The sequence below is a fragment of the Mesorhizobium sp. M0195 genome, from assembly GCF_040322115.1.
In the GTDB taxonomy this organism is placed as follows: domain Bacteria; phylum Pseudomonadota; class Alphaproteobacteria; order Rhizobiales; family Rhizobiaceae; genus Mesorhizobium.
The window spans coordinates 91,565-116,046 of record NZ_JAMYSV010000004.1 but is presented as its reverse complement, the minus strand read 5'-3'; the positions used below and the strand labels follow the sequence as shown (position 1 = coordinate 116,046).

The following is a 24,482-nucleotide window of genomic DNA, read 5'->3' as shown; positions in this document are numbered from 1 at the left end:
GATTCAGGTCAGGCCGAGCCGGAGCCGAAGGCGGGCGCGAAGCGACCAAACTGCGTTGCTTCCGAAAACCGGAGCGGAGCGTACTCTTTGGTACGCGAGCACCGGAAGCGCAGGAAGCCGCCATTTGCAGGCCGGCTGAATATCAATATGCCCTAAAGTGAGGCGTCAGTCAGCGACCTTTCCAAACCCGACAAGTGGATGCCGCATTCGGTCTTGGCGTGCCCGGCCCAGCGGCCGCTGCGCGCGTCGTCGCCCGGTTGCACCGGCTGCGTGCATGGGAAGCAGCCGATCGACAGATAGCCATAGGCGACCAGCGGGTTTTCACGCAGCGCATGCGCGCGCATGTAGCCGGCCTGGTCCGATGTCGTCCAGTGCGCCAGCGGATTTATGCGGATGCGCGAGCCGACCGCCTCGAACACCGGGAGCGCTGCCCGGGTCGCCGCCTGGAAGCGCTTGCGGCCGGTGAACCAGGCGCGGAACGGCTCGACGCCGCGCGCCAGCGGCTCGACCTTGCGCACGTCGCAGCAGGCGTCGGTGTCGGTCTCGTTCAGATTGCCGGTCGGGTCGATCCTTGCCAGCGCCGCATCGTCGGGCCTGATCACCCGGATATCGGTCAGCCCGAAATCGGCGGCCAGCGCGTCACGATAGCCGAGCGTCTCCTCGAAATGCTTGCCGGTGTCGAGAAAGATCACCGGCAGCGTGCGGTCGATCTCGGCGATCATGTGCAGCAGCACCGCCGAATCCGCGCCGAAGGACGAGACGGCGGCGATTTCGCCGTGAAAGAATTCCCGGGTTGACCGCTCGATGATCTCCAGCGGCTTCAGATGGCCGTAGAGCGCGTCGAGACCCGCCGCTTGGGCGGCGATGCCGGCCTCGACGTCGACAATACGGTCAAGCGGCCTTGGCTTCGCCAGCATAGAGCGCCTCCTTGAACGGCGCAGGACCGACACGGCGGTAGGCGTCGATGAATCTTTCGTTTCTGTCCAGCCGAAGCCCGAGATAGGTCTCGACGATCTGCTCGATGGCATCGGTGATCTCTTCCGAACTGAAGCCGCGGCCGATGATCTCGCCGACCGAGGTGTTCTCGTCGGCCGAGCCGCCGAGCGTCACCTGGTAGAGCTCGGCGCCTTTCTTCTCGACCCCGAGGATGCCGATATGGCCGACATGGTGATGGCCGCATGCATTGATGCAGCCGGAAATCTTCAGCTTCAATTCGCCGATCTCGCGCTGGCGCTCCAGTGAGGCGAAGCGCCGCGAGATTTCCTGCGCCACGGGAATCGAGCGCGCCGTCGCCAGCGCGCAATAATCGAGGCCGGGGCAGGAGATGATGTCGCTGATCAGGTTCGAATTGGCCGTCGCCAGCCCGATATCGACAAGCGCGTCATAGACCGCCTTGAGGTCGGCCCGCGCGACATGCGGCAGGATCAGGTTCTGCTCGTGGCTGACGCGCAGCTCGTCGAATGAATATTTTTCGGCAATGTCGGCGACCGCTTCCATCTGGCTGTCGGAGGCATCGCCCGGCGTCTCGCCGATGCCCTTGAGCGAGATGGTCACCGCCGCGTAGTCGGGATGGCGATGGGTGACCACATTCTGGTCCAGCCATTCGGAAAAGCTCTTGGAGTCGAGGCGGGCAAGCTTGACCGCCTCGTCGCCTTCCGGCCGATCGACAAGCGGAGGCGGCGCGAAATAGGCGTCGATGGCGCGGATGTCTTCTTCCGGCAGCCTCAGCTCGGCGTCCTTCAACGCCTGCCATTCGGCCTCGACCTGGCGGGTGATCTCCTCGACGCCGGTCTCATGGACCAGGATCTTGATGCGCGCCTTGAACTTGTTGTCACGACGGCCGTAGAGGTTGTAAACGCGCAGGATCGCCGTGCAGTAGGACAACAGATCCGCTTCGGGCAGGAAATCGCGGATCTTCTTGGCGACCATCGGCGTGCGGCCCTGGCCGCCGCCGACATAGACGGCGAAACCAAGCTCACCGGCGGCGTTCTTCTTCAGGTGCAGGCCGATGTCATGCGTCTGGATGGCGGCGCGGTCGCGCTCGGCGCCGGTCACCGCGATCTTGAATTTTCGCGGCAGGAACGAGAATTCCGGATGCACCGACGACCATTGACGCAGGATTTCGGCATAGGGGCGCGGATCGGCAACCTCGTCGGCGGCGGCGCCGGCGAAGTGGTCGGCGGTGACGTTGCGAATGCAGTTGCCGCTGGTCTGGATGGCGTGCATCTCGACGCTTGCCAGATCCGCCAGGATCGCCGGGATGTCCGACAGCGCCGGCCAGTTGAACTGGATGTTCTGGCGCGTCGTGAAATGCCCATAACCCTTGTCGTATTTGCGGGCGATGTGGCCGAGCATGCGCAGCTGCTTGCTGTTCAGCGTGCCATAGGGCACCGCGATGCGCAGCATATAGGCATGCAGTTGCAGATAGACGCCGTTCATCAGCCGCAGCGGCCGGAACTGGTCCTCGGTGATCTCGCCGGCAAGGCGCCGCGCGACCTGGTCGCTGAACTCGGCGACGCGGGCTTTGACGAAATCGTGGTCGAACTCATCGTAACGGTACATATTCAGATCTTTCCGGGCGCGTCCGCCCGTTATTTTCTTCGTTCGAGCATGATCGGGATCATGCTTGTGTCATCTATGCCGCGCGCGCGGCATGCGGACGGGCCTGCTTGCCCAGATCGTTGCGGGTGGTTGGGCCGGCGGCACGGATCTTTTCGCGCAACCGGACCGCTTCGACCGTGCCGTTGGCCACGGTCACGTCTATCAGGTTGACGTCGACCACTTCGTTGGCGGCGGAGGCCTTGGCGCCGATCGCCTCCAGCCGGTCCTCGGCCGCCTTGTCATGGGCGATGTCGGCATGGTCGATGGTCTCGGCCCAGCCGCCATTGGCGTACCAGACGGCTATGCCGTCGGCGAGGCGGTTCGCGGTCAGCACTTTCATTGGCTCACTCCTTGCGCCGCAGCACGGGCCACGCTTTGCTGCCTGTGTGCCGCCAGCGGCTCGGACCGTTCGAAATTGGCGCCGGCCACCGCGTCGCCGATGATGGTCATCACCGGGCCGCTGAGGTCGGCGCGCGCCTCCAGCGACGGCAGGTCGGCGAGTGTGCCGTGGAAACGGCGGCGGTTGGCAAGGCTGGCATTCTCGACCACGGCGACGGCCGTATCCGGCGACAGGCCGGCTTCGATCAGCCGGCCGGCGACCTCGGCGGCGACCGAGCGGCCCATATAGACGGCGACCGTCGCGCCGGAAATGGCGAGCTTTGCCCAGTCGGGCAGCGAATTGCCCTTGAGGTCATGGCCGGTGGTGAACACCATCGACGACGACACGCCGCGCAGCGTCAGCGGCAGCTCGAAATCGGCGGCGGCGGCGAAGGCGGCGGTGACGCCCGGAACCACTTCGTAGGCGACGCCGGCATCGCGAAGCGCCGCCATCTCCTCGCCGGCCCGGCCGAACACCAGCGGGTCGCCGGACTTCAGCCGCACGACACGCTTGCCGGCGTGGCCAAGCTCGACCAGCAGCGCATTGATCTCGGCCTGGCTCTTGGAATGGCAGCCCTTGCGCTTGCCGACCGGCAGGCGCTCGGCATCGCGGCGGCCCATGGCGACGATCGCCTCCGGCACCAGCGCGTCATGGACGATCACGTCGGCTTCCATCAGCAGGCGATGGGCGCGCAGCGTCAAAAGGTCCTCGGCGCCTGGACCGGCGCCTACAAGCGCGATATGGCCCGATGCCGGTTCTTTCGAAAGCAGCAGGCCGACGGCCGCATCATGCGCCTGCGAAAGCTCGCCGGCCTCGACAGCGCGGGCTGGCGCGCCGCCAAAGAAATCGCTCCAGAAGCGGCGGCGGGCATCGCCCTTCGGCAGCAGTCTTTCGGCGGTATCGCGAAACGAGGCGGCGAGCGCTGCGAGCGGACCGAGCGACGGCGACAGCATGCGGTCGATGCGGCTGCGCAGCATCTGCGCCAGCACCGGGCCGGCACCTTCCGTGCCGATGGCAATGGCGACCGGCGCGCGGTTGACCAGCGCCGGCGTGAAGAAATCGCATAGCTCCGGCCGGTCGACGGCATTGACCGGAATGCCCAGCCGGCGCGCATCCCCGGCAACGCGGCGATCGAGCGCCTCGTCGCCGCTGGCGGCAAACACCATCACCGCACCATTGAGATGTGCTGCATCATAGGCGTCGGCGATGTGGGCGGCCCCCGTCTCGGCGATAAAGGCCAGCAGCTCCGGGCTTGTTTCATCGCTGATGATGCGCAGCACAGCGCTCGACTGCCCGAGCAGCCGCGCCTTGGCCAGCGCTTCCTCTGCGCCGCCGACAATGGCTATGGCTTCGCCCTCGACCCGCATGAAGACGGGAAAGGCATTGAGCTTGGGCGTGGCTTGCGGCATGACGAGCGGAATCCTGGAACCTTTTGTCAGTTCTACGCGGGGGCGCGAAAAACCAGAAGGCACCCACTCGCGCATCGCTTCGTAGCAGGCAATCTCTTTTCTGCAAGCATGAAGGCCAAGAGAAAAATATTCCACATTCAAATGCGGAGCAGATTGAAGCTGCTGTTGCAGCCCTTGATCCGCTGCCTTTTTAGCGGCCGGAGGAGCTAACCACAAACCAGATTTTTCTAAATTCTATCAATTTAGTAGATTAAGCCGCCGGATGCTGACCGAGCGATCGACGGCAGCCCGCGCTCTCGCCGACCCTGTCGGAGCACCGGGTCCGAGTGCCGGAACATTCCCGCCTCGGTACGCGTTTGCCCTATGGACCCGGGCCGGTCACACCCCTGCGGCAAAGGCCCGGCGGTGGGTTCGAAAATCAAAAAAGGAGCGCCCCATGAGCAACGTCAGACTGAAACGCGGACTGTGGATCGTGGTGGCAGATGGCGAAAAGGCGCTGTTCCTCGAGAACCGTGGAGACGTCCAATATCCCGACCTTCAAGTCGTGCACGAGATGGAACAGGAAAATCCGGCAACCCGAGAACAAGGCACGGACCGCCCCGGCCGCTACAGCGACGGCCCTTCAATCCACCGCAGTGCGGTCGAGGACACCGACTGGCACCGTCTCGGCAAGGAGCGTTTTGCCGAAGAGATTGCCGACAGGCTCTACAAGCTCGCCCATCGCGGCACATTCAAGGAGATCGTGCTGATCGCGCCGCCGCCGGTGCTGGGCGACATGCGCAGGAAACTGCACAAGGAGGTCACCGACAAGTTAACGGCCGAAATTCCAAAGACGCTGACCAACCACAGCATATCCGATATCGAGAGCCTGCTGCAGGCGAGCTGATCGGGCATCGGCGGCGTGCAATTTCCTTATTAATCCCAGGCTGGAGCAGGTCCTCCCGTCAAGGATGGGGAGAGGGGGTCGCCAGCGCTGGGGATCCCCCTTCTCCCCGTTCTTCACGGGGAGAAGGTCCCGGCAGGGAATGAGGGGCAGCGCCGACGATTGACAAAACTCAGCCGCTCAAACGTGCTGGCCGCCGTTGATGTGAATTTCCGAGCCGGTCACGTAGGACGCCTGCTGCGAGCACAGGAAGAAAATGATGTCGGCAACTTCCGCCGTGGTGCCCAGCCGCCTCAGCGGGATCGTCTCGACGATTTTTTCCGTGCCCGGCGACAGGATCGCCGTATCGATCTCGCCCGGCGCAATCGCATTGACGCGGATGCCGTGCGGGCCGAAATCATGCGCCATTTCGCGCGTCAGCGAGCCGAGTGCCGCCTTCGATGTCGCGTAGGCGGTGCCGGCGAAAGGATGCACGCGGGTGCCGGCGATCGAGGTGACGTTGACGATCGAGCCCTTGGCCGAAGCCAGCTCCTTGAACAGACCGCGCGCCAGCATGATCGGGGCGAAGAAATTCACCTGGAAGACGTCGCGCCAGACATGCATCGGCGTGTCGATCGAGTTCATGCGGCTGTTGCCGTCCTTGAGCTTCGGCGAGATGCCGGCATTGTTGACCAGCGCGTGCAGCTGCCCGCCATGCGCCTCCAGCCGGTGGCGGATCTCGGAGATCGCGATGCCGACATCCTCCTGGTCGGCGAGGTCGACCTTGATATGGTCTTCCGGGCCGGCCGGCCACGGGCAGTCCTCGGCAAAGGCCTGGCGCGAGCAGGTGATGACGCGCCAGCCCTCGCGTGAAAAGCGCTTGACCGTGGCATGGCCGATGCCGCGGCTGGCGCCGGTCAGCACGATCGTCTTTCTGGTGTCGAGTTCAGCCATGTCGCTTGTCTCCAGGCGGACATGTAGCCGAACACGGTCGCGGTTGCGAGGGGGATCAGCCTCAGCCGCCTGTCAGAATATCCAATATCGAGGTCTGCCGCTTCTTGACCGGGCCGCCGACTTCGCCGGGCGGCACCCGGTGCTTGATCGATGCGGTGGCGCTGTCGACGCCCGGCATGGCCAGGCCGCCGGCATCGACCGTCTCGGCAGGACGCACGGGACGCGAGTCCGGCTGGGTAGCTGCTGTTGGCGGCGCCGATTGGCCGACGGAAGCAACCGGCGCCGGCGGCGCCGTGTCGGACGGTATGTCATCCGGGACGATGGTGTCGGGCGGCGTCGATTTCCAGGTTCCAGGCAGCGGCCGCACCGGCACGCCCTCATGCGCGGCGACCATGAACTCGTGCCATGCCTGCGCCGGCAGCGCGCCGCCGGTGACCTTCTTCATCGCGCTGCCGTCATCGTTGCCGAACCAGACGCCGGTGGTCAAATTGGCTGTATAGCCGATGAACCAGGCGTCGCGCGAATTCTGGCTGGTGCCGGTCTTGCCGGCCGCCGGCCAGGCGAACGCCGCCTTCCTGGCAGTGCCGATCTCGACCGTGCCGGTCATCATCGAGTTCATCATACCGACGACATCGGGCTTGACGACGCGCGGCGCACCGCCGCCATTGTTTTCGTAGAGCACCTTGCCGTCACTCGTCGTGACCCGGCGGATGAAATGGATGTCCGGCTTATACCCGCCATTGGCGAAGGGAACATAGGCCGAGGTCAGTTCCAGCGGCGTCACTTCCGAGGTGCCCAGCGCGATCGAGGTGTTGGCCGTCAGCTCGGACTGGATGCCCATGCGGTGCGCCGCCTCGACCACCGCATTCGGCCCGACTTCCATGGTCAGCTGCGCGGCAACCGAGTTCAGCGATTTTGCCAGCGCCGTCGCCAGCGTCACCTTGCCGAAATATTTGCCGCCGTAATTGTCGGGCGTCCAGTTGCCGATCTTGATCGGCGCGTCGTTGCGCACGCTGTCGGGCGTGCGGCCGGATTCGAGCGCCGCCATATAGACGAACGGCTTGAACGCCGAGCCCGGCTGCCGGCGCGCTTCCGAGGCGCGGTCGAACTGGCTGGTCGAATAGTCGTAACCGCCGACCATCGCGCGCACCGCGCCGGAATTGTCGATCGACACCAGCGCGCCCTGTCTGACATTGAGTTTCTTGCCGCTCTGGTCGATCAGCCGGCGGATCGATTGCTCGGCGAGCTTCTGCAGCGTCAGATCGACGGTCGTGTCGACGACGATATCGCGGCGCACGTCGCCGATCAGATCGGGCAGTTCTTCCATGATCGTATCGGCGACGTAGTTTTCCGAGCCGGTCCAGTAGGACGGCGCGCGTGTCGCCGGCGCGCTCATTGCCGTGGTCTGCTCCTTGGCGCTGATCTTGCCCTCGTCGCGCATCGCGGCGAGCACCAGCTGCGCGCGCTGCTCGGCCGCCTTTGGATCGCGCGCCGGCGACAGCCGCGACGGCGCCTTGAGCAGGCCGGCGAGAAGTGCCGCCTCCGACAGCGTGACGTCACGCGCGCTCTTGCCGAAATAGCGGCGCGAGGCCGCTTCGACACCATAGGCGCCGGAGCCGAAATAGACCCGGTTGAGGTACATTTCGAGGATCTGGTCCTTCGTATGCTTGTGCTCCAGCCACAGCGCCAAGAGCACTTCCTGCACCTTGCGTTCCAGCGTGCGGTCCGGCGTCAGGAACAGGTTCTTGGCCAGCTGCTGGGTCAGCGTCGAGCCGCCCTGCGAAAAATGCCCGCCCAGCACATTGGTCACCATGGCCCGGGAAAGGCCGATCGGGTCGATGCCGAAATGCGAATAGAAGCGGCGGTCTTCGATGGCGATGACGGCCTCGGGAATATAGGGCGACATTTCGTGCAGGCCGACGGCCTCGCCGCCGCTCATGCCGCGATTGCCAAGCAGCTGGCCGTCGACCGAGACGATCTTGATGTTGGGGGCGCGATCGGGAATGGCCCAGGTGGTGGCCGCCGGCATTTTCGCGCCGTAATAGACGACGATGCCGGCAGTGGCGATGCCGCCCCAGATGGCCAGCACGAAGCACCAGTAGAACAGCCGGCCAAGCACGGCGAACACGCCGCGCCGGCCTTTGCCGCGCCCGCCGCGTGACGGCTTGGCCTTGGACGATTTGCGCTTTGCAGCGGCTTTTCGGTTGCTCGGCACGACGCGGTCCTCCTCGCTCACCGAATAACCGGCCGAGGATCTCGCCCCCGGCGATGCCTCGAAGCTGGGCTCGATGCGGTTGTCTTTCCGGTTCGCCATGCGCTGTGCTGTCTTCCCGATGCTTATGGCGTTGGGGTTGAAGACTAGATGCGGCGATTTAAGGGCGGGTTAAGTCGGGAAAAATCGAAGTCAAGTGTATTCAACCGTTTGCGGAGCAGGCGCGGCCCGCGACAGCGCCAAAGCCGGAAATGAAAAAACCCGCCTCGGCGGGCGGGTTGTTGGAGCCAATGAGCACCATAGCGACATTAGTAGCATAGTTGCCGGCACAAAGCAAGAACAAAATACGCGTTGCCGCACAATAGTCGTTCGGTTGCGCTGCCCCTCACCCTTACCCTCTCCTCGTGAAAGACGGTGCGAGGGGAGATCGCCGGCGTTGCGGCCAAGCCCCTTCTCGCCGTTCTCACGGGGAGAAGGTCCCAGCAGGGGTTGAGGGGCAGCGCCGAGTTCGACCGTTGCGACAACCCTCAGTCGTCCGCGTCCGGGTCGTCGGAGGCCGGCCGCCAGCTGATTGGCTCGATCTTCCTTTGCGTATGGCCGTCCGTATAGGCCCACCAGCCGGCATCGCTTTCGTCCCAGTCGCCGCCGGCCGCCTTCAGCCGGTCGAGCGAACGGTATTGCGCGATGCTCTCGTTCATCACGCCGTCGCTGTCCTGCCAGTAGACGGTGATCTTGGAACCGTCCTTGGGTGCCGTCTCGATTGGTTTTCGCGCAGCCATTTCAATTCCTCCCGGCCGACGGCGTTAAAGTGCCAGAAGGCCATTAGCTGTGGGCGAAGATGTCCTCTTCATCCCAGCCCATCAGGTCGAGTTTCGCACGCGTCGGCAGGAAGCGGAAGCAGGCATCGGCCTCCCTGGTCCGGTTGTCGCGCGCCAGACGCGCGCTCAGTACGTCGCGCAGCCGGTGCAGGTAGAGCACGTCGGAGGCGGCATATTCGAGCTGCTCAGGCGACAGCGTCTCGGCTGCCCAGTCGGATGATTGCTGCGCCTTCGACAGGCCGACCCCGAGAAGCTCGAAGCAGATGTCCTTCAACCCGTGCCGGTCGGTGTAGGTGCGCGTCAGCCGCGACGCGATCTTGGTGCAGAACACCGGCTCCGGCATGACGCCGAAGGCGTTGTAGAGCACGGCGAGATCGAAGCGGCCGTAATGAAAAAGCTTGGTAATGCTGCGGTTCTTGAGCAGGCTGACGAGGTTCGGCGCCTTCTTCTGGCCGGGCGCAATTTGGATGACGTCGGCCGAGCCGTCGCCCGGCGAGATCTGGACGACGCAGAGCCGGTCGCGATGCGGGTTCAGCCCTAGCGTCTCGGTGTCGATGGCGACCGCCCCGACATCGTAATGCAGCAGGCCGGGCAGATCGTTTTTGTGGAAACGTATGTCGCTCATCGTCTTCTCCGGTCGCGGCCCCGTGCAGCGATGCGCGACGGACCGTGCCCGTCCTTGCCGCGATCCGGCGAAAAATCAACAAAAACTTGAGTCTGGCGCAATTTCAGCGTGTCAGCGCCTCGAGAAGGCGCGCCCAGGAGCGCTGGCCCTTGTGGAAGGAGCTCATCTCGTACTTCTCGTTCGGCGAGTGGATGCGGTCGTCGTCGAGGCCGAAACCGACCAGCAGCGATTCCATACCGAGATAGGTCTGGAAATCGCCGACCACCGGGATCGACCCGCCGCCGCCGGTCACCACCGCCGGCTTCGGCCATTCGTCGGACAGCGCCTGCTTGGCCTTGGCCAGGAAGGGCGAGTCGTAGGAAAGCTGGATTGCCGGCGAGCCGCCATGCGGATGAAATTCGACCGAGCAGTCCGCTGGCACGCGCTGCCTGGCAAATGCCTGGAAAGCGGCGCGGATTTTTTCCGGATCCTGTTTGTGGACCAGGCGGAAGGAGACTTTTGCCGAGGCTTGCGCGGCGATCACCGTCTTGAAGCCCTTGCCGGTATAGCCGCCGATAATGCCGTTGAACTCGGCCGTCGGTCGCGCCCAGGTGAGCTCGAGCACCGAGCGGCCCTTTTCGCCGGACGGAATCGACAGGCCGATCGGGCCGAGGAAGGTCTCGGCCGTCTCGCCGAGCGACAGCCACGATTGCAATATCTGCGACGGCGTTTCCTCGACGCCGTCATAAAAACCTGGAATGGTGACGTGACCATCCGCATCGTGGATGTCGGCCAGGATCTTTGCCAGGATGCGGATCGGATTGGCGGCCGCACCGCCATAGAGCCCGGAATGCAGGTCGCGGTCGGCGGCAGTCACCGTGATCTCCTCGCCGACCAGCCCGCGCAGCGAGACGCAGATCGACGGCGTATCACGGTCCCACATGCCGGTGTCGCAGACGAGCGCGAAATCGGCCTTGAGCTCATCCGCATTCGCCTCGAGAAACGGCTTCAGCGACGGCGATCCGGACTCCTCCTCGCCCTCGAACAGGATTGTGATTCGGCACGGCAATCCGCCATGCACCTGCTTCCACGCGCGGCAGGCCTCGACGAAGGTCATCAGCTGGCCCTTGTCGTCGGCCGCGCCGCGGCCGGTGATCACCTTGTGGCCGGGCTCGATCTCCTTGACCGCCGGCGCGAACGGGTCGCTTTCCCACAGCTCGATCGGATCGACCGGCTGGACGTCGTAATGGCCATAAAACAGCAGATGCGGCGCGCCCGCCGGCCCATCGTGATGCGCGACCACCATCGGATGTCCCGGCGTGTCGCGCAAGCTGGCGTCGAAGCCGATCAGCTTGAGCTCGGCGACTAGCCATTCGGCGGCCTTGCGGCAGTCGGCGGCGTAGTCCGAATCGGTGGAGATCGACTTGATGGCGAGCAGGCCGAACAGGCGTTCCAGGCTCTGGTCGAAGTTCTTGTCTAGGCGGTCGAGAACAGGGGAAACTGCGGACATCTGGCGGGCCTTTCGATTCTGGCGGCGAATCTAGAGCCCATGCGGTGAAACGGAAAGCCCGCGACCGTTGGGCCACAGCTTCCTGTCCAACGGCAAAAAAATGCCGCCGTGGTGGAGGGGAACCACGGCGGCCTTTACTCGAAACGATGCGGCAGCCCGGAGAGGGGGGATAGGCTGCCGCAAGTGTCCGGGATAGGCGGGGGACGGGCCTTGCTCCGGACTTCGGCGAAAACTGCCGATGGCGTTTATCTGTGTCTGCGAACGTGGCGATTCAAGGGCACAAAAATTACACTTTTGTAACATAGGCGTGAGCGAACAAAGCTGCGGCCAGGCCGGCAGGGCCGGCCAAGCTCGCACGCCATTTGTCAGGGTGTTGCCGGAACCCTTGGCGCAAGCCGCCTTTGGCATGGACCGCGGCGCTGCGCCGCGCTATCCCTCGTGCCATGAAAAAAGGCGATCATCTCTTCCTTGTCGACGGCTCCGGCTACATCTTCCGTGCCTATCACGCGCTCCCGCCACTGTCCCGCAAGTCCGACGGGCTGCCGACCAGTGCCGTGCTCGGCTTCTGCAACATGGTCTGGAAGCTGACGCAGGACGCCCGCAACACCGATGTCGGCATCGTGCCGACGCATTTCGCCGTGATTTTCGACTATTCGTCGAAGACCTTCCGCAACGACCTCTACCCCGAATACAAGGCCAACCGCTCGGCGCCGCCGGAAGATTTGATCCCGCAATTCGGCCTGATCCGCCAGGCGACCAGGGCATTCAACCTGCCATGCCTTGAGACGGAAGGCTACGAGGCCGACGATTTGATCGCCACCTATTGCCGGCTTGCCTGCGAAGCCGGCGCCGACACCACCATCATCTCCTCCGACAAGGACCTGATGCAGCTGGTCGGCCCGACGGTTGCCATGTACGACCCGATGAAGGACCGCCAGATAGGCGTTTCCGAGGTGATCGAGAAATGGGGCGTGCCGCCGGAGAAGATGATCGACCTGCAGGCGCTGACCGGCGATTCGGTCGACAATGTGCCGGGCGTACCCGGCATCGGGCCAAAGACGGCGGCGCAATTGCTCGAACAGTTCGGCGACCTCGACACGCTGCTCGCCCGCGCCGGCGAGATCAAGCAGGACAAGCGGCGCGAATCGATCATCGCCAATGCCGACAAGGCGCGGATTTCGCGTGACCTGGTGAGGCTGAAGAACGACGTGCCGGTGACCGAAGGGCTTGACGAGTTCGTGTTGCATGCGCCGGACGGCCCCAGGCTGATCGGCTTTCTCAAGACCATGGAATTCTCGACGCTGACCCGCCGCGTGGCCGAAGCGACCGGAACCGACGCGGGCGATGTTCCAGCCACCCCCGTCACTGTAGAGCGTGCCGATACCGCGCACGGCCCCGATATGGGTTTTGGCCTGCCCGCGGCCGCCGAGAGCGCACCGCCGCCGGACGAAGCGGCGCTCGAGGCTCCGGCTGCAGCCAAGCAAGGCGACACCCCATCGCTGCTTTCGGCGCTTCGCCTGGAGGCTGCGACCACCCGCAAGATCGACACCAGCGCCTACGCCTGCATCCGCGACGCCGCGACGCTGAAGGTCTGGATCGCCGAGGCGATGGAGAGAGGCATCGTCGCCTTCGACGTTAAGGCCTCCTCGCCCGATCCGATGCGGGCCGAACTGATCGGCCTTGCCATGGCCGTCGCGCCTGGCCATGCCGCCTATGTGCCGCTTGCCCATAAAAACGGCAATGGCGACCTGCTCGGCGGCGGCGCGGTCGAAAACCAGATCCCGGTCCGCGACGCGCTGGCGTTGCTCAAGCCGCTGCTCGAGGACAAATCCGTCCTCAAGATCGTGCACGACATGAAATACCGCCTTGTCGTCATGAGCCGTCACGGCATCGAGGTCGGCCCCTATGACGACACCATGCTGATCTCCTACGTGCTCGAGGCCGGCACCCACGGTGGCCACGGCCTGGAGGCGCTGGCCGATAAATGGCTCGGCCACGCGACCATTCCGCTGAAGGAACTTGCCGGTTCGGGAAGAAGCTTCGTCGGCCTCGATCAGGCCGACCTCGGCAAGGCGACGGCTTACGGCGCCGAGCACGCCGACGTCGCGCTCAGGCTCTGGCAGGTGCTGAAGCCACGGCTTGCCGCCAAGGGCCTGGTCTCGGTCTATGAACGGCTGGAACGGCCGCTGGTGCCCGTATTGGCGCGGATGGAACAGCGCGGCATCTCCGTCGACCGGCAGATCCTGTCGCGGCTCTCCGGCGAACTGGCACAGGGTGCCGCACGGCTTGAGGACGAAATCTACCAGCTGGTCGGCGAACGCATCAACATCGGCTCGCCAAAACAGCTCGGCGACATCCTGTTCGGCAGGATGGGCCTGCCCGGCGGTTCTAAAACCAAGACCGGCCAGTGGTCGACCTCGGCGCAGCTTCTCGAAGACCTCGCCGCCGAAGGCCATGAATTGCCGCGCAAGATCGTCGACTGGCGCCAGCTGACCAAGCTGAAATCGACCTATACCGATGCGCTGCCCGGCTTCATCCATCCCGACACCAAGCGCGTCCACACCTCCTACGCGCTTGCCGCAACGACGACCGGGCGGCTGTCGTCCTCGGATCCCAATCTGCAGAACATTCCGGTGCGCACCGTCGAAGGCCGCAAGATCAGGACGGCCTTCATTGCCGACAAGGGCAACAAGCTGGTTTCCGCCGACTACAGCCAGATCGAGCTGCGCGTGCTCGCCCACGTCGCCGAAATCCCGCAGCTCAAGCAGGCCTTCGCCGACGGCGCCGACATCCACGCGATCACCGCGTCTGAAATGTTCAACGTGCCGGTCGAAGGCATGCCTTCGGAAGTGCGCCGCCGTGCCAAGGCGATCAATTTCGGCATCATCTACGGCATTTCCGCTTTTGGCCTCGCCAACCAGCTGTCGATCGCGCGCGAGGAAGCCGGCGACTACATCAAGAAGTATTTCGAGCGTTTCCCCGGCATCCGCGACTATATCGATGCGACCAAGGCCTATGCCCGCGAGCACGGCTATGTCGAAACCATTTTCGGCCGCCGCATCCATTACCCGGAGATCAGATCGTCAAATCCCTCGGTCCGCGCCTTCAACGAGCGCGCCTCGATCAACGCCCGCCTGCAGGGAACCGCCGCCGACATCATCCGCCGCGCCATGATCCGCATGGACGAGGCGCTGGAAAAGGCCAGGCTTTCTGCCCGCATGCTGCTGCAGGTGCATGACGAACTGGTTTTCGAGACCGTCGAAGCCGAGGTCGAGGCGACGATCCCGGTCGTCTGCCACGTCATGGAGAACGCCGCCATGCCGGCGGTGTCGATGTCGGTGCCGCTGCACGTCGACGCCCGCGCCGCCGACAACTGGGAAGAGGCGCATTAGCGTGCGGACGTCCGCGGCCGACCAATTGTAATCTGTAGCGATCTTTCGCGCCCCCTCTGTCCTGCCGACATCAAAAGGTCGCCACCGCTATGTTGCGGCCTAACCGGCCTCAAGCCGCCTCGGCCAAGCACTTCGCACATGTCCCACGAAACTCGATCACCGCCTTCTTGGCGGCGAAGCCGGTCGAGCGCACCCATTCGTCGAGCCGGTGGCCGACATCATGGTCGGAGAACTCGGTCACCTGGCCGCAGGTGTCGCAGATGGCAAACGCCGTCATCGAATGGCTGTGGTCGTGCGGCTCGGCACAGGCGACGAAAGAATTGAGGCTTTCGAGCCTGTGCACGAAGCCGGATTTCACCAGCGTGTCGAGCGCCCGGTAGACCTGCAGCGGCGCGCGAAAACCGCGCTCGCGCAATTGGTCGAGCAACGTATAGGCGCTGAGCGGTCCGCTGGCGGCCTCGAGTTTCTCGAGCACGCAAAGCTGGTTCTTCGTCAGTACATCCCTTGCCGCCATGATCCCGTTCCAAGCCGCTCCGTGCCGATCGCTGCCATTAGGCATGCAATCCGGCCTCTTCCACTGAGATAGCGACGAACTGCCTTTTTTGCTACTGTTTGTATCGCAGCCGATGGTCGGCAGACCGGCGACGCCATATTCAAAATACTGACATCCTCGGCCAGGCTGGCCGTGCTTGGAAATTCGATCGGGCTTGGGGAAGCAATCATGATCAAAGTGACGCGGCGGACGCTGCTTGCCGGCACGTCCGCGCTGGCCGCTGCCGGCCTGGTGCCGTTTCGGGCATTCGCAGCGGCGCGCACCTACCATGCGCTGCTTGTTGCCTGCACCGATTATCCGAACCTGCCGAAGAAGAACTGGCTGATCGGACCGAAGAACGATGCCGGCCTGGTGCGCGATTACCTCCTGAAGTACACGCCCGCGCCGGTGAAGTTTTCAGCCGAAAACGTCGCGCTGCTCGCCAAGGATGTCGAAGGCGCCAACGGACCGCCGACACATGCGGCGATCAAGGCAGCACTCGCCGATCTTGCCGCCAAGGTCCAGCGTGACGATTTCGTCTACCTGCATTTGTCCGGTCACGGCGCGCAGCAGCCGGCGGCGAACAAGGGCGACGAGACGGACGGCCTCGACGAGATTTTCTTGCCGTCCGACATCGACAAATGGGTCAACCGCGAAACGGGCGTGCCCAATGCGCTGGTCGACAACGAGATCGGCACCGCACTTGACGCTATCCGCGACAAGGGCGCCTTTATCTGGGCCGTATTCGACTGCTGCCATTCCGGCACTGCGACGCGCGCCGCCGAGGCCGATGACGAGCTGGAACGCAAGGTCGAGTTCGCCGATCTGGTCGGCGGCGACGACGCTGCCAGGGCGGCTGCGGTGAAAGCCTATGACGAGATTGCGTCGGCCGCGCCACGCGGCTTTGACGAGGACGGGCAGCGCAAGCCGGCCTTCAAGCTGACGCCGACCGGCGCCGCGCCGACCACCAAGGGCAAATTGGTCGCCTTCTACGCGGCGCAAACGGTGGAGACGACGCCCGAGATGCCGCTGCCCAAGGGCACGGCCGATGCGCCTCGATTCGGGCTGTTCACCTTCACCATCCTGTCGAAACTGGCCGAGAATCCCAACATCACCTACCGCCAGCTCGGCCAGGCCGTGCTGCAGCAATATTCGGCGGACGGCCGCACCCGGCCGACGCCGCTGTTCGAAGGGGAACTCGACGCCCGCGTCTTCGGCACCGACAAGACAGACGCGGTCATGCAATGGCCGATCGTCATCGAGAACGACAAAGCCACGATCGGCGCCGGACTGCTGCATCGGCTCACCCCTGGCAGCAGGCTCGCAATATTGCCCTCGGCGCTGTCGCCGCTGTCCGACGCGCTTGGCTATCTCCAGGTACAGTCGGCGAAAAACCTGGAAAGCCGGGTCAAGCCGGTCGAGTTCGGCGGCAAGCCGGCGATCAAGCTGGCCGACATCCCCGCCAATGCCTATGCCCGGCTCGCCGAGCTCGCCGTCGACTACAAGCTCGTGATTGCGCGGCCGGCGGCGACCAACGGCCTCGAGAAAGAGGCCGCGCTGGCGAACTCGGTTCTCGACGATCTGGCGGCCAGGGAGAACTCAGGGTTCCACATCGCGCTGGTCGAGCCGGGCAAGAGCGCAGATCTGCGTCTCGCCGTGCTGCGCGAGAACGCCATTGCCGGCGCTGCAGAAGATGCCACCGACGCGTCGGCACTGTGGTTCCTGCCGGCTTCGGGCGACATGACGCTCAAGGACGGCAGCAAGCCGCCGCTGATCGTCATTCATCCGGACGGCCGCGAAAAGTTGGTCGATGCAGCGGCCAAGAACCTGACGAAAATCTTCCGCGCCATCGGCCTGTCGAGGCTGGCCGCCGCTTCCGATTATCGGCCGGAAGAGGTCAGCGTCGAGTTCCGGATCAAGCGTTTTGACACCGACACGCTGCAGCCGATCGAACCGTCGAAGGTGCCGCGTGTTTCGCCCGACGATCAGGTCCACGTGCTGGCCAGGAACGGTTCGACCAACCTGGTCGACATCAACGTGCTCTACGTCGGCTCCGACTATTCCATCCAGCATTTTCTTGCCGAGCGCCTGACCGAAGGCGCCGTGCTCGAGGAAGGCCTGTTCAAATTCACCGATACCAGCTTCGGCATGGAGCGGATGATCGCCGTCTTGACCGAGGCGCCGCCGCAGAGCGAGAAGCAGGATCTGAGTTTCCTGGCGCAAGAGGGGGTTGTCTCTGTAACGCGCGGACTTGGACAGCCAAGCTTCTCCGATATGCTGGCCGATATCGGCATGGCGCCGGCGACGCGTTCGGCCATGCGGCTCACCGACGACAAGGGGTCGAAGGGCGCCGTGATGATCTTCCCGATGGAGACGGTGCCGCGCGCCTGAGGCGGGGTCAGGTGCCCGGCCGGGCCTCTTGCCTAATCGGCTGATAATGAACATTCTTCGACCGCCGTTGTCGGCGGCCGAACGGAACGGATGAGGGCGTTCGTGAACAGGACCGTATTTTCGTGGCGCGCAACAACCGCCGGCCTTGTCGCCGGGCTGTTGCTGGCCGCCAATGCTTCGGCGGACGAGGCTTGCGGCCTCTGCGCCAAGGAGGTCGTCATCAATTCCGAACTGGCGAGCTGCTTTCTCGACCAGTACGACCAGATCGCCAAAACCGGCAACGCCGCCGTCATCGTCGATCTCAGCAGCTGCACCTCACGCGGCGTGGTCGAACCATTGCCGTCGCCGGGCAAGGCGCAGGTGGCGCCTGACGTGCAGTTCATTGTTTCGCGGGCGCAGCTGGATTGCCTGAAGAAGAAGCTGGAGACGCCGGGCATCGTGCTCGACCCGTCCGCCACCATAGAACTGGACAGCTGCGGATGACGAAAGCGGGGGGCAACGCAACGCAGCAGGCAGTGACCGCGCCGGTACCGCAAAAGAAGCCGGTGTCGCTGCCGGAAACCGTCGAAGGCCTGCCGTGGGTGAGCAATCACGAGGTCAAGAAGGAGGCGAACCCATTCACCGATCGCGACTGGCGCATGCTCGTCTATGCCTGGTCCGGATTGCTGGTGCGCCTGGCGATCATCCTCACCTTGATCTTTTCGGTCTACCAGTTCCTGGCGAACCAGGAGCAGAAGCGCGTCGAGCAAACGATGTCGCTGGTCGAGCTCTGGGAAAGCAAGGATTACCAGCAGGCGCAACGGGCCCTCAAGCAACGCCTGGCGGCGCTCAACGCCAAATACGGCAATCTGCTCAATGCCAATCCGACGCCGACCGAGGAACAGGTGTTCAGACAACGCATCGGCATCGAAGCGATGAGCGCAACCGGCGGCGACATGCCGCTTGCCGAGTTCAGCGACAATTTCGACCGCATCGTCTATTTCCTCAACCGCCTGTCCTTCTGTGTCGAAGGCGGGCTGTGCTCGCGTGAGGTCGCCGACTCCTATTTCCGCGACTATGCCGCTTCCTTCTGGAGCTATTTTGCCGGCTATATCGACAGGGAGCGCAAGGCCGGTTCACCGACTTTCGCCCAGCCGATCGAGAACTATGTCCGCCAGGCGCCACCCTCGGCCTAGTCCAGATAATCCCCGAAAAATGCGAAGCCAGCGACGGAAATGCTCCGCCGCCCCTTTGATTGGAGCATTTTGCAGCCAAGTGTGATCACACTTGGCGTCGCAGAAATGCAGCTGAATAGATAACCCACCCCCCGACGATCGCGGCGGAAACTCTGCAGGCCTATTTGTACAGGCTGTTGATCCACTGGACGTTGATGGCGTTCAGACGCACGGCGGTGTTGGCATCCGGGCTCTCAGCCACGTTCACGCCGGTGATGACGCGCTGCTTGGAGCCATTGTCATAGGCGTAGACCGAGCTGCCGCTCGATCCCGGATAAGTGTCGCAGTCATACTGGAAATACTCGATGGCGATGTGTTCGGCGAGCACTTCGCAGGTCGCCTTCCACATCGTGCCCATCGGCTTGTCGCCAGGATAGCCGACGATGTTGGCGGTGAAGTCGCCGAGATCCACATAATTGGCATAGCCCAGCCAGCCGAGATTGGTGCCGACATCCTGCTTCAAGGTGACGATGCCGAGATCCCATGGCACGACCGAGCCGTAAAAGCCCTGATAATTGTCGATGAAGCCCTGGACGATATAGGCGCTTTCATAGGTGAAGGCGCCGAACGGTGCGTCGTCGGCAGTCTTGCCGTTGAGAGCCGGCACGAACAGGATATCGTCCAGCCAGGCCTTGTCTTCGTGGCTGTAGAGGCAGTGCGCCGCGGTGAGCACCGTGCGCGGGCCGATCAGCGTCGCCGAGCAGCTGCCATAGCTGCCGCTCTTCGATTTGCCTTCGAGGTAGCCGATCGCGGTGAACGGGTAGGTCTTGGTATTCTTGATCTGCTCCCGGTCGTCCGTCCCGAACACCTGGCGGCCTGCCTCGTCGCCTCCGCTCAGCCCGGAATTCTCGGACTTCTGTCCCTCGGCGGGCGCGTTCATTTCCTTGATGACAAGGTCCTTCAGCGTCTCGTTCGGATCGATCTTGATGTCCTTGCCATCGGCGGAGCGGCCGACGATGCCATAGGATTTGACGGCCGTTGCTTCGTCGGTGAGCGGCGCGGCACGGTTGGCCTCGTCCTCTGTCAGTTTCGGCGGGGCGATCGGTTTCGCCCGGCCAGGCTTGTAACCGCCCGATGTTACGTCACGCATGCTTTCGCCGTTGCCGGCATTGGCGGAACCTGGCTCGGCAGCCAAGGCAGGAACCGCCCACATTGCGGTGGAAAGCAACGCAGACGCAATAATGCACTGTGTCAGTTTTGTCATGGTGAGACTCTCCCAAAAGTCAGCAAGGACTGGATCAAGATACAGAAATATTGTCTAGATCGTGGTGGCGCCGAAAAATGAAATGGGTTGCCGGCGCCTTTACCAGGCCATTATTCAGTGCAGCCAGTTTAGGTCCCCGCCAAAAATGCCCGCAACGTATACTGCCTAAAATAATCCAACATTGGCAACGATAAATTGCCTCCACATAGCCCGTGGGGGATTATAGATTTGGGCGGGTTTGGCTCGACACCACGATTTAGCAAAAGTGGTACTCGGTTTTGTGACGGATCACGCTCCACATCGGCGCATGATCGGCTCACCGGCCGGTTCCCATTTCAGTGGATCGCGCGTCGAGGCCGATCTGTCGGAACATCGTCTCAGGGGGTTCGAGGTGAAGATCATCCACAGGTTCAGACCGATTGCTGCCGCCTCGCTGCTTGCCATCGCGGCGGCCTTGCCGGTCGTCAATTCCGTTCATGCCAGGGACGCGGCCGCCCGGCCCGAGGCGGCGATCTCGCCGATGAAACGCGTGGCCGAGGCCAGGGCAAAAGCCAAGGCGGAGAACCCCGGCGGCGCCGATCGCGTCTACGGCGGCAAAGAGGCCGAGAAGGGCGCCTACCCGTTCCAGGTGGCGTTGCTGACCACCGGCAAACTGGACGAAAGTCCGGCCTCGCAGGCGAATGCGCAGTTCTGCGGCGGCAGCCTGATCGCGCCGCAATGGGTGCTGACGGCGGCGCACTGCCTCAACGACGACGGCGAGCCGATTTCGCCTGACGTGGTCACCGTGCTCACCGGCGCCACCGATCTCAGCGAGGGCAAGCGCTACAAGGCGGTGGAGATCATCGTCAACGAGGGCTACAGCGAGCAGACGCTGGACAACGATCTCGGCCTGATCCGGCTGGCCGAGCCGGCCGATGCCCCGACCATCAAGATTGCCCGTGAGCCGCCCCCCGACGCCGGCAAGACCACGGTCACCGGCTGGGGCAAGATGCAGGACGGAACATTTCCCACCGCGCTGATGGTTGCCGACCTGGACCTCCAGCCGAACGCAACCTGCAACAACGGCATCAAGGCGATTTATGCGCGTGATTTGAAGGCTGCGCTCGGCGAGCTCGCCCGCCGCATGCGTTACTCGGAAAGGAGCATCGAGGCGGCCGCCAATGCAATTGCTGCTGATATGGCCGATCCGCTGACCGGCAACATGATCTGCGCCGGCACCGCCAGCGGCGAGCGCGACGCCTGCAATGGCGACAGCGGCGGACCGCTGTTCATGACCGGCGCCGATGGTCCGGTGCAGGTTGGCGTCGTCAGCTGGGGCGAAGGTCCGGCCGACGGCAGCACCGCCTGCGGCCACAAGAACGCCTACGGCATCTACACGCGGCTGGCCAATTACACCGGCTGGATCGAGGAGAAGATGAAGACGGCAGCGCCTGCAGCGCCCAAAGCCCTCGGCACGGCGCAGAAGCCCGCCACGCCCTGACCGGTGTCATTTGCTGAATGACGGGGGAGCAATCCCGCCGTTTCTGCCCGGAACCTTAGGTTGGGACTAGAACCAGCGATCGCGGCGCTGGTCTGTGGCGGCCAAGGTGAGGCCCAGTAGCGCCCCTACGGCCGCTCCGAGTATGAATGCGGACGATACCGTGCCGGGATTCTCCTGGACGACCCCGGACACCGTCTGCGCCCTGTTGCGCAGGGCTTGTGCCGTCCGAGAGGCGCGCTCGGCAGCGCTGTCATACCAGTCGCCGGCGTCTTCGATCGCCTCTTCCGCGCGTTCGGCCAAGGTCCGATTGATCTTGCTGATCTCGCGCTTCAGCTGCGCGACCTGCTTCTCCAGGGCTTCCTGAGCTTCACGTTGAGTCATCTTCGGTGTTGCGGATTCGTTCGGTTCGTCGGCCATGGTAATCTCCTTTGCTCAGGTTCGGCTCAACGGCCGGCCCGCTATCTAGGTTCCTCCGCAAAACGCATCTGTCCGGTGTTTGTTCGATGAGAGACCGGGTTTTGTCCGGCAGTGTGCGAAATCGGCCTGAACATAGGATCGTTCCGGCGCTCCCCGCGTTGGTGAAAACGCCACAAGGGAGGAACCGTCATGGACAACGATCGGCATGAAAAGATTCGGCAGCGAGCCTATGAAATCTGGATGCGCGAGGGCCGCCCGGATGGCGCGCATGAGCGTCATTGGCAGCAGGCGAAGCAAGAGCTTGGCTACGATGAGACGACGACCGGCCAGGCTGATGATGACGCGGCCGAGCACGGTCCCACTGGAACGATCGCCAGTTCCGACGTTCTGACGGTCGAGGCACTGGCGATGCGCACCGGGATAACCGGTGATCAGGCGCAAGAGCTGATCGACAGGCTTGGCAACGACAGGGCGACGCTCGAGCAAGCCGCGCGGAACATCAAGGCAGCCGAAAATTAGAGCCTGTTTGAGGAGAAATCCCCAACGTGCCTCTGGCGTGATTCATCGCACGCTCTTAGCGGCGCTCGACACCCTTTGCCGCCAGCATGTCGTCAACGGCTGCCGACATCAGAAATTCCGACAGCCGCTCGGCAGCTTCTGCGTTCGTTGAACCGGCACTGATGCCAATGGCGAAGTCGACGTAACTTTGGAGTTCTGCCGGAAACCGACCGACAAGCACGACCTCGGGAGCGGCCGCGAAAATCGAAGTCACGGGAACGACCCCCAACTCGGCTTCCCCACGGCCCACGGCTTGCGCTGTCTGTCCTCCTGGTATGGCTACCAGCTTGGGCTTCACCTCATCCGCTATCCCCAAACGTTCCAGCAAACCGGAGAAGTAGCCACCGCTGGTTCCTTCACTGGCGTAGGCGATCGATCTGGCGCTCTTCAACGCCTGTTCGAATGCTTCCACGGACCCGATATCGAGCGGTCGACTGCCTGCCTTGGCTGCCACCCCCATTGCTATCCGGCCAAACGCCACCTGGCTCCCCGCCTTGACCTTTCCCGAGGCAGTCAGATCCTGAACCAGGTCCGGATTGGTGATGACGAGGTCAAAAGCTTCCCCAGCTTCAATCTGCTTCTTTACTGTCGGATTGAGCTCCCACCTGACCGCAACCGTGAATCCTGTGGCCGTTTCGAACTGGGGTATGAGGGATAGGATGGCGGGGCGGACCGCAATAGCGCCAAAAAGCCGGGTTTCCTGATTCATCGCCTAACCCCGAATCGGGCGAAACGACCTTCTTGCAATACCCATCCAGCTGCCCGGCCATTCCATGCTCAGCGTCCCGGAAGCCGTCGCCCTTCGGCCACCGGATACCGTCGTCGCCTACTTCCTCGGCGGCCCCTTGCGCTCGGCCGATGCCGCCCAGAGGTTGATGTCGGACTCGCGGGCAAAGGTGTCGATCTCGGCGAGCTCGGCATCGCTGAAGTCGAGCGCCTTCAGCGCCCCGACGCAATCCTCGACCTGTTCCGGCCGGCTGGCGCCGATCAGCGCCGATGTGACCCTGCCCCTGCGCAGCACCCAGGCCAGCGCCATCTGCGCCAGCGTCTGGCCGCGGCGGCGGGCGATGACGTTCAGCGCCTCGATATTGGCGATCGATTTGTCGTTGATGAATGCCGGGCGCAGCGACTTGCCCTGGCTGGCGCGGCTGCCATCGGGGATGCCGCCGAGATATTTGTCGGTCAGCATGCCTTGCGCCAGCGGCGAGAACACGATCGAGCCGACGCCAAGCCCCTCCAGCGTATCGAGCAGGCCATCATCCTCGACCCAGCGGTTGAGCATCGAATAGCTCGGCTGATGGATCACGCAAGGCGTGCCGAGCTGCTTCAAAATGTCGGCGGCCTCGCGGGTGCGCTGCGAATTATAGGAGGAAATGCCGGCATAGAGCGCTTTGCCCGAGCGCACCGCGTGATCGAGTGCGCCCATCGTCTCTTCCAGCGGCGTGTCGGGGTCGAAGCGGTGCGAATAGAAGATGTCGACATAGTCGAGTCCCATCCGCTTCAGGCTCTGATCGAGGCTGGCCAGCACATACTTGCGGCCGCCCCATTCGCCATAAGGTCCTGCCCACATTTCGTAGCCGGCCTTGGTCGAGATGATCAGCTCGTCGCGATAACCGGCAAAGTCCGTCCGCAGGATCTCGCCGAACGCCCGCTCCGCCGAGCCGGGCGGCGGGCCGTAATTGTTGGCGAGATCGAAATGCGTGATGCCCAGATCGAAGGCCCTGCGCGTGATCGCCTGCTTGGTTCTATGCGGCGTGTCGTCGCCGAAATTGTGCCACAGCCCAAGCGAGATCGCCGGCAGCTTCAGGCCGGACCGCCCGCAGCGATTGTAGACCATCTTTTCGTAGCGGTTTTCGGCGGGAACATAGGGCATGGGAAATCCTCATATCGAAACGAGCCGACAGCTGCCGCCGCGATGACGGGCAAGTCGAGGCCGGCCCACCCT

General features: G+C 63.7%; 21 protein-coding genes. 7 read left to right on the top strand and 14 right to left on the bottom strand.

Translation table 11 applies throughout. The annotated features are described in order from the left end of the window. Positions 1–152 precede the first annotated feature (152 nt). From NKJ12_RS11035 to cysG, 4 genes are all read right to left on the bottom strand, one after another. The gene (locus NKJ12_RS11035; protein ID WP_352506614.1) at positions 153–917 is read right to left on the bottom strand and encodes a phosphoadenylyl-sulfate reductase; all 765 of its coding nucleotides are present in this window, start codon (positions 915–917) and stop codon (positions 153–155) included. Beyond that, positions 892–2,562 (bottom strand): nitrite/sulfite reductase, encoded by a 1,671-nt coding sequence (locus NKJ12_RS11030; protein WP_352506615.1) that lies wholly within the window; start codon positions 2,560–2,562, stop codon positions 892–894. Before NKJ12_RS11030 ends, NKJ12_RS11035 begins: the two co-directional genes overlap by 26 nt. 73 nt (positions 2,563–2,635) lie before the next feature. Beyond that, positions 2,636–2,941, bottom strand: coding sequence for a DUF2849 domain-containing protein (locus NKJ12_RS11025; RefSeq protein WP_352702663.1), 306 nt, complete (start codon positions 2,939–2,941; stop codon positions 2,636–2,638). Further along, positions 2,938–4,389 carry a siroheme synthase CysG gene (gene cysG, locus NKJ12_RS11020; RefSeq protein WP_352702660.1) on the bottom strand — a complete coding sequence of 484 codons (1,452 nt, stop codon included), beginning with the start codon at positions 4,387–4,389 and terminating at the stop codon, positions 2,938–2,940. Before cysG ends, NKJ12_RS11025 begins: the two co-directional genes overlap by 4 nt. Positions 4,390–4,825: 436 nt before the next feature. Here cysG and NKJ12_RS11015 point away from each other — a divergent pair, with 436 nt between their 5' ends. Further along, entirely contained in the window at positions 4,826–5,275 is a 450-nt protein-coding gene (locus tag NKJ12_RS11015; RefSeq protein ID WP_352506618.1) for a baeRF12 domain-containing protein, read from the top strand. Between the two features lie 177 nt (positions 5,276–5,452). Here the strand turns inward: NKJ12_RS11015 and NKJ12_RS11010 are convergent, their stop codons facing one another. From NKJ12_RS11010 to NKJ12_RS10990, 5 genes are all read right to left on the bottom strand, one after another. Further along, positions 5,453–6,205 (bottom strand): SDR family NAD(P)-dependent oxidoreductase, encoded by a 753-nt coding sequence (locus NKJ12_RS11010; protein WP_254816795.1) that lies wholly within the window; start codon positions 6,203–6,205, stop codon positions 5,453–5,455. A 61-nt stretch (positions 6,206–6,266) separates the two neighbouring features. After that, positions 6,267–8,519 carry a transglycosylase domain-containing protein gene (locus NKJ12_RS11005; protein ID WP_352702658.1) on the bottom strand — a complete coding sequence of 751 codons (2,253 nt, stop codon included), beginning with the start codon at positions 8,517–8,519 and terminating at the stop codon, positions 6,267–6,269. 425 nt (positions 8,520–8,944) lie between these two features. Beyond that, a complete protein-coding gene (locus tag NKJ12_RS11000; RefSeq protein WP_352468327.1) occupies positions 8,945–9,196 on the bottom strand; it encodes a hypothetical protein in 252 nt (83 codons plus the stop codon). A gap of 43 nt (positions 9,197–9,239) precedes the next feature. Next, entirely contained in the window at positions 9,240–9,860 is a 621-nt protein-coding gene (locus NKJ12_RS10995) for a ribonuclease D (protein WP_023675237.1), read from the bottom strand. 103 nt (positions 9,861–9,963) lie between these two features. Continuing rightward, entirely contained in the window at positions 9,964–11,349 is a 1,386-nt protein-coding gene (locus tag NKJ12_RS10990) for a M20/M25/M40 family metallo-hydrolase (protein ID WP_352702656.1), read from the bottom strand. A 443-nt stretch (positions 11,350–11,792) separates the two neighbouring features. Between NKJ12_RS10990 and polA the strand changes: the two genes are divergently transcribed. Continuing rightward, a complete protein-coding gene (gene polA / locus NKJ12_RS10985; protein WP_352702653.1) occupies positions 11,793–14,741 on the top strand; it encodes a DNA polymerase I in 2,949 nt (982 codons plus the stop codon). Between the two features lie 109 nt (positions 14,742–14,850). Here the strand turns inward: polA and NKJ12_RS10980 are convergent, their stop codons facing one another. Beyond that, positions 14,851–15,255 (bottom strand): Fur family transcriptional regulator, encoded by a 405-nt coding sequence (locus tag NKJ12_RS10980; protein WP_023675234.1) that lies wholly within the window; start codon positions 15,253–15,255, stop codon positions 14,851–14,853. A 207-nt stretch (positions 15,256–15,462) separates the two neighbouring features. Here NKJ12_RS10980 and NKJ12_RS10975 point away from each other — a divergent pair, with 207 nt between their 5' ends. The 3 genes from NKJ12_RS10975 (at position 15,463) to NKJ12_RS10965 (ending at position 18,839) form a co-directional block, all read left to right on the top strand. Next, a complete protein-coding gene (locus NKJ12_RS10975) occupies positions 15,463–17,664 on the top strand; it encodes a caspase family protein (protein ID WP_352702651.1) in 2,202 nt (733 codons plus the stop codon). Between the two features lie 102 nt (positions 17,665–17,766). Beyond that, a complete protein-coding gene (locus NKJ12_RS10970) occupies positions 17,767–18,147 on the top strand; it encodes a hypothetical protein (RefSeq protein ID WP_352702648.1) in 381 nt (126 codons plus the stop codon). Next, positions 18,144–18,839: a DUF4760 domain-containing protein gene (locus tag NKJ12_RS10965; RefSeq protein ID WP_352702647.1), complete on the top strand. Its 696-nt coding sequence runs from the start codon at positions 18,144–18,146 to the stop codon at positions 18,837–18,839. Before NKJ12_RS10970 ends, NKJ12_RS10965 begins: the two co-directional genes overlap by 4 nt. A 160-nt stretch (positions 18,840–18,999) precedes the next feature. Here the strand turns inward: NKJ12_RS10965 and NKJ12_RS10960 are convergent, their stop codons facing one another. Then, positions 19,000–20,082, bottom strand: a complete 1,083-nt coding sequence (locus tag NKJ12_RS10960) for a trypsin-like serine peptidase (protein ID WP_352702645.1) — start codon at positions 20,080–20,082, stop codon at positions 19,000–19,002. A 307-nt stretch (positions 20,083–20,389) separates the two neighbouring features. Here NKJ12_RS10960 and NKJ12_RS10955 point away from each other — a divergent pair, with 307 nt between their 5' ends. Next, a complete protein-coding gene (locus NKJ12_RS10955; protein ID WP_352702643.1) occupies positions 20,390–21,562 on the top strand; it encodes a S1 family serine peptidase in 1,173 nt (390 codons plus the stop codon). 66 nt (positions 21,563–21,628) lie between these two features. Here NKJ12_RS10955 and NKJ12_RS10950 read toward each other — a convergent pair whose 3' ends face one another. Beyond that, positions 21,629–21,979, bottom strand: a complete 351-nt coding sequence (locus tag NKJ12_RS10950) for a hypothetical protein (protein WP_254816784.1) — start codon at positions 21,977–21,979, stop codon at positions 21,629–21,631. Between the two features lie 189 nt (positions 21,980–22,168). On the opposite strand from NKJ12_RS10950, the gene NKJ12_RS10945 reads away from it, so the two are divergent. After that, the gene (locus NKJ12_RS10945) at positions 22,169–22,498 is read left to right on the top strand and encodes a DUF2934 domain-containing protein (protein ID WP_352506629.1); all 330 of its coding nucleotides are present in this window, start codon (positions 22,169–22,171) and stop codon (positions 22,496–22,498) included. A gap of 55 nt (positions 22,499–22,553) precedes the next feature. Here the strand turns inward: NKJ12_RS10945 and NKJ12_RS10940 are convergent, their stop codons facing one another. Together NKJ12_RS10940 and mgrA are read right to left on the bottom strand one after the other, a co-directional pair. Continuing rightward, on the bottom strand, positions 22,554–23,246 hold the full coding sequence (locus tag NKJ12_RS10940; protein ID WP_352506630.1) for a substrate-binding domain-containing protein: 693 nt from the start codon (positions 23,244–23,246) through the stop codon (positions 22,554–22,556). A 117-nt stretch (positions 23,247–23,363) separates the two neighbouring features. After that, the gene (gene mgrA / locus NKJ12_RS10935) at positions 23,364–24,410 is read right to left on the bottom strand and encodes an L-glyceraldehyde 3-phosphate reductase (protein WP_352506631.1); all 1,047 of its coding nucleotides are present in this window, start codon (positions 24,408–24,410) and stop codon (positions 23,364–23,366) included. Positions 24,411–24,482 lie beyond the last annotated feature (72 nt).